Below are 2,794 nucleotides of genomic sequence, written 5' to 3'. Positions count from 1 at the left end.
CCGCGCCGGCGCCCAGCAGCGACTGCGCGGCGCCGCTGGCCCGGCGCAGCAGCGCCCGCATGCGGGCCAGCAGCTCGCCGAACTCGAAGGGCTTGACGAGGTAGTCGTCGGCGCCCAGGTCCAGGCCGGCGATGCGGTCCTCCACGCCGTCCCGTGCGGTCAGCACCAGCACCGGGGTCAGCTCGCCCTTGGCGCGCAGCTGGCGCAGCAGGCTCAGGCCGTCCAGCTTGGGCAGGCCCAGGTCCAGCAGCACGCAGGCATAGCCCCCATCGGCCAGTGCGGCGCGGGCGGGTTCGCCGTCGCGCACCCAGTCCACCGACCAACCCGCCCGGGCCAGCGCCTGGGTCAGGCTGTTGCCGATCATCTCGTCGTCTTCCACCAGCAGTGCGCGCATGGGCGGAATTTAAGCGTACCGACTTAGATCCAGATGAGAAGGCCCGCGAACAAGGAGACCGAGGTCGCGGGACGTGACTTAAGGTCAAGCTAATTCGGCCTGCCTACGCTGCGCGGCGTTTCATCCCCTCTCTAGGAAGTTATCGATGCAAGCCCAAGTCATCCGCCTCGCTGCGGCGCTTTTGATCACGACGCCCGCCCTGGCCCAGAACGCGCCATCCGACGGTGGCCCCGGCTCGGTGACCATCCTCGGCATCGGCGGCGGCGTCTCGCTGGAGCCTTACCGCGGCGTGGACACCAAGGCCCGCGTGTTGCCGCTGCTGATCTACGAGAACCAATGGGTGGCGGTCGCCCTGCCCACGCTCGATCTGAAGCTCGGCAGCACCGGGCCGGTCAGCTACCGGCTGCGCACGCGCTTGGGCTTCGACGGCTACAAGGCCAAGGACTCGGACTTCCTCAGCGGCATGGACCGCCGCAAGGAGAGCCTGTGGCTGGGTGCCGCCGCCTCGTGGGACACCGGCGTTGGCGAGGTGTCCCTGGAGGTGCTGGGTGACGCGATGGGCAACAGCAAGGGCCGCATGGTGTCCCTGGAGTTCGAAAAGCGCTTCGACTTCGGTGACCTGGCCGTCACGCCACGGCTGGGCGTGCGCAGCGTGGACCGCAAGTACGTGGACTACTACTTCGGCGTGAAGCCCTCCGAGGCCCTCTCCGGCCGGCCGATGTACCTGGGCCGCTCCACCACCCAGACAGAGGGCGGCATGCGTTTCACCTACGCCACGGGGCGGCGCGACATGTGGTTCCTGGACGTCTCCGGCCGCCTGCTGGGCAAGGGCGTCGAGGACAGCCCGCTCGTCGAGCGCCGCTACCAGGCGAGCCTGTTCGCGGGATGGCTCTACCGGTTCTGAATGGAGATAGTGCCGGACCATGACGACCACCTGGCCCGCCCGACTCCGCCAAGCCAACGAAGCCGTGCTCGAACAAGGCCGGCGCGAGGCGATTGCCGACTTCTTCGCGCCCGGCTATCTCGCCCATGTGGGCGGGCAGACGATGAGGGGCCACAGCGCCGTGGCCAGCGTCATGGACGCGCTGCGCCGCGCGGTGCCGGCGCTGAAGGTGGACGTGGAGATCCTCGTCGAGGGCGATGACCGCATCGCCTGGCTGCGCACCTGCCACGGCACGCAGGCGGGCGCGTTCAGGGGCTTCCCGGCCAGCGGCAAGGACCTGGTGTGGCGCGACATGGTGGTCAGCCGCTTCGAGCGTGGGCTGATTGCCGAGGAGTGGGTGGTGACGGAGCTTGCGGAGCGGCTGTTGCTGGCGCGCAAGGGCTGAGAGGCAGGGGGGTCGCGGCCCGCCAGGGGGTGCATGCGGCGACGACGGAGAAGAGGCCCCAAACCGCGTCAGTGACGGTCACCAACGCCTCCACGTCATCGGGTGGACAGCACCGGCGCGAGCCGCTCGGCCAGCTGGGTTCGCTTGTCCTGCGACGACGCATTGGCCAGCGCCCGCTCGGCCGCCGTCCGGGCGTCTGCAACGCGGCCGTCGGCGAACAGCGCCTCGGCCTGCCCCATGTTCAGCAGCCAGTCGTCGGGCAAGGCCACCAACGACGGCGTCAGCACGTCCAGCGCGCGTTGGGGCTGGCCCTGGCGCAGCAGGGGGTCCGCCAGGAAGTGGCGGGCGATCTTGACGGCCGCCGAGCCGTCCCCCTGCCCCTGTGCCTGCTCGGCGGCCAGCGCCAGTTCGGACTGGACGACGGCTTCCTCCAAGCGCTCTTGCGCGTCCAGCACACCGGCCAGTTGAGCGTGCAGGTCCGCCGACGCCGGCAGGCCGCTGTCACGCAGCAGCGTGATGGCTGAGGCGAAGCCCTCGGCCGCCTCGGCCAGCCGGCCGGCGCCCCAGTGCACGAAGGCTTGTCGGGACAGCGTGTTGATCTGCGAATAGGGATTCGGGGCTGGGCTCACAGGTGTTCACTCAGTTGGGGCACGCCGGGGCGCGAATCACCGGGGAGTGCCGCACGCGACCCCGCAGCGGCTCTGGGTTGCTGAGCGTGCCGTCGGGCCGAGACGATGCCTGCGGTTCTCATGGACTGCCTTGGCAGGCGCCGGGCAGCAGGTCGGCACCATCGAACATGAGGTCGCGCTGCAGTGCGCGCAACTGGACCGTCAGCGGGCCCTGATCGGCGCCACGGCGCTCGGGCAGCGTGACCGACGCGGTCAAGCGGTTGGCCAGCACGCCCTGGGCCCAGGCGGCGTCCTGCGGGCCGCGCGGCCAGCGCAGCGGCAGGGCCTGGCCGTCCAGCAACACCTCGGCGGCCCAGGCTTCGCCGGGCGTGGCGGTGTAGCTGGGCAGCACGTGCACACGCAGGCAGCGAGGGCCGGGCGCGGTGCCGGGCGCGGCGATGTGC

At 70.8% G+C, this 2,794-nt stretch carries 5 protein-coding genes; 2 read left to right on the top strand and 3 right to left on the bottom strand.

The window, feature by feature from the left end; genetic code table 11:
- Positions 1-394: response regulator (locus ACT6S0_RS27470; RefSeq protein ID WP_444766899.1), on the bottom strand; the 394-nt coding region annotated here is incomplete at its 3' end.
- Positions 395-539: 145 nt separating this feature from the next.
- On the opposite strand from ACT6S0_RS27470, the gene ACT6S0_RS27465 reads away from it, so the two are divergent.
- Both ACT6S0_RS27465 and ACT6S0_RS27460 read left to right on the top strand, forming a co-directional pair.
- Positions 540-1,298, top strand: a complete 759-nt coding sequence (locus ACT6S0_RS27465; RefSeq protein WP_444766898.1) for a MipA/OmpV family protein — start codon at positions 540-542, stop codon at positions 1,296-1,298.
- A 19-nt stretch (positions 1,299-1,317) separates the two neighbouring features.
- A complete protein-coding gene (locus ACT6S0_RS27460; RefSeq protein WP_444766897.1) occupies positions 1,318-1,722 on the top strand; it encodes an ester cyclase in 405 nt (134 codons plus the stop codon).
- Between the two features lie 95 nt (positions 1,723-1,817).
- On the opposite strand, the gene ACT6S0_RS27455 is transcribed toward ACT6S0_RS27460, so the two are convergent.
- Positions 1,818-2,351 carry a tetratricopeptide repeat protein gene (locus ACT6S0_RS27455; protein ID WP_444766896.1) on the bottom strand — a complete coding sequence of 178 codons (534 nt, stop codon included), beginning with the start codon at positions 2,349-2,351 and terminating at the stop codon, positions 1,818-1,820.
- Between the two features lie 118 nt (positions 2,352-2,469).
- The coding region (locus tag ACT6S0_RS27450; RefSeq protein ID WP_444766895.1) for a hypothetical protein at positions 2,470-2,794 on the bottom strand (325 nt) is incomplete at its 5' end.

The sequence above is a fragment of the Roseateles sp. genome (genome assembly GCF_052436255.1).
Classification (GTDB): Bacteria; Pseudomonadota; Gammaproteobacteria; order Burkholderiales; family Burkholderiaceae_C; genus Pelomonas.
This window is presented reverse-complemented; position numbering and strand designations above follow the sequence as displayed.